Raw genomic sequence first — 1,392 nt, 5'->3', positions numbered from 1 at the left:
CGATCGCGACTTCGGTCATCAGGTCGTCGGCCTGTTTCTCGCCCATCTTGCCGCCGGTATGCATGAACGCGATCGCCTTGCGCACCTGCTCGGTGGTGCCGTCGGGCAGGTGCATGTCCTGCGCGCGCTGCACGAGGTCCTGATAGACCAGATCGGTGCCGGGGCACTCGACCTTGGCGGCAAAGGCCTGCAGCACCATCGTGACATAGGCCGCACGCGGATCGGCATGGGCCGGTGTTGCCGCGACAATCAGGCCGCCGATCAGCAGTGCGTAACGCATCGAATTCCTCCCGATGTTTTAGACATTTTGCCGCAAGGCTAGCGTCCGCGGGAACCGACTGCAACCGGAAGGACACACTTGCCGAAGGAACCGATCAAACAGCCGTGTTCCAATCTGCGCTGCCACGATTTCAGCACGATTTCGGCAGCAAGTGCCACAACTTGACGCAGGGGAGAATAATCGTGTCGAAGTTGGGGCTTGCTGCGGTGCTGATGGGTTCGCTCGCACTTGGCGGCTGCATGCAGGCGACGCTGTCGCCGGTGACGGATGCCGCGATGACGCCGCGCGATCGGCAATTGCTGGCGCATCCGCCCTATGCGGATGCCAAGATTCCGGATCAGTTCCAGCGCCACATTGTCGATTACAGGCGGAAGGAGCAGCCGGGTTCGATCCTGGTCGATACCGACGCGCGCTACCTCTATTACGTGCTGCCCGGCGGCAAGGCGATCCGCTACGGCGTCGCCGTCGGCGAGGAGGCGATGGCGTTCTCCGGCGTCGCCACGGTCGGCCGTCTGGCGGAGTGGCCCGACTGGGTTCCGACCAAGGATATCCAGGAGCGGCTCGGACCGTATCCGGCGCGTGTCGCCGGCGGACCGGCCAATCCGCTCGGTGCCCGGGGCATCTACCTCTACCAGGGCAACAAGGACACGCTCTACCGCATCCACGGCACCAACCAGCCTGAATATATCGGGCAGGCGATCTCATCGGGCTGTATCCGCATGAACAACGCCGACGTCATCGATCTCTACCAGCACGTCAAGCCGGGCGCGACCGTGGTCGTGCTGCCGCCGGGACAGAGCGCTTAGTTCGCACATTGAGGTGAAAGGGCGCCGATCGCATCATCGCGATCGGCGCCCTTTCTTTCATTCGTTAGCTGGCCGTCAGCGCAGCGGCATCGGCGGCCGAACCACGGGGCCGTTATCATCGGCATCGACAACAGAGGACTGCTGCGGCTGAACCGGCCGCGGTGCTACCGTCTGCGGTGCGGCCGCAACGGGCGCCGGCAGCGGGGCCGCTGATGCAGCCGGTGGCGGCGGGATGTAGGCCTGGGTCGGCGGGTACGACCGGCGCACCGGCGGTGAAGCAACGGCCGTACGCGGCGCCGTCGGGGG

2 protein-coding genes and 1 pseudogene are annotated in these 1,392 nt (G+C 65.2%); 1 reads left to right on the top strand and 2 read right to left on the bottom strand.

Annotation, left to right across the window (positions count from 1 at the left end):
- The coding region (locus H8B02_RS47190) for a hypothetical protein (RefSeq protein WP_229172499.1) at window positions 1–280 on the bottom strand (280 nt) is incomplete at its 3' end.
- 182 nt (window positions 281–462) lie between these two features.
- On the opposite strand from H8B02_RS47190, the gene H8B02_RS47185 reads away from it, so the two are divergent.
- On the top strand, window positions 463–1,086 hold the full coding sequence (locus H8B02_RS47185; RefSeq protein ID WP_092125582.1) for a L,D-transpeptidase: 624 nt from the start codon (window positions 463–465) through the stop codon (window positions 1,084–1,086).
- A 75-nt stretch (window positions 1,087–1,161) separates the two neighbouring features.
- Here H8B02_RS47185 and H8B02_RS47180 read toward each other — a convergent pair.
- Window positions 1,162–1,392: pseudogene (locus H8B02_RS47180) on the bottom strand (hypothetical protein); the annotation flags it as partial.

Source organism: Bradyrhizobium altum, assembly GCF_020889705.1.
In the GTDB taxonomy this organism is placed as follows: Bacteria; Pseudomonadota; Alphaproteobacteria; order Rhizobiales; family Xanthobacteraceae; genus Bradyrhizobium; species Bradyrhizobium altum.
The sequence above is the reverse complement of the archived record's forward strand: the minus strand, read 5'-3'. Positions and strand labels throughout refer to the sequence as shown.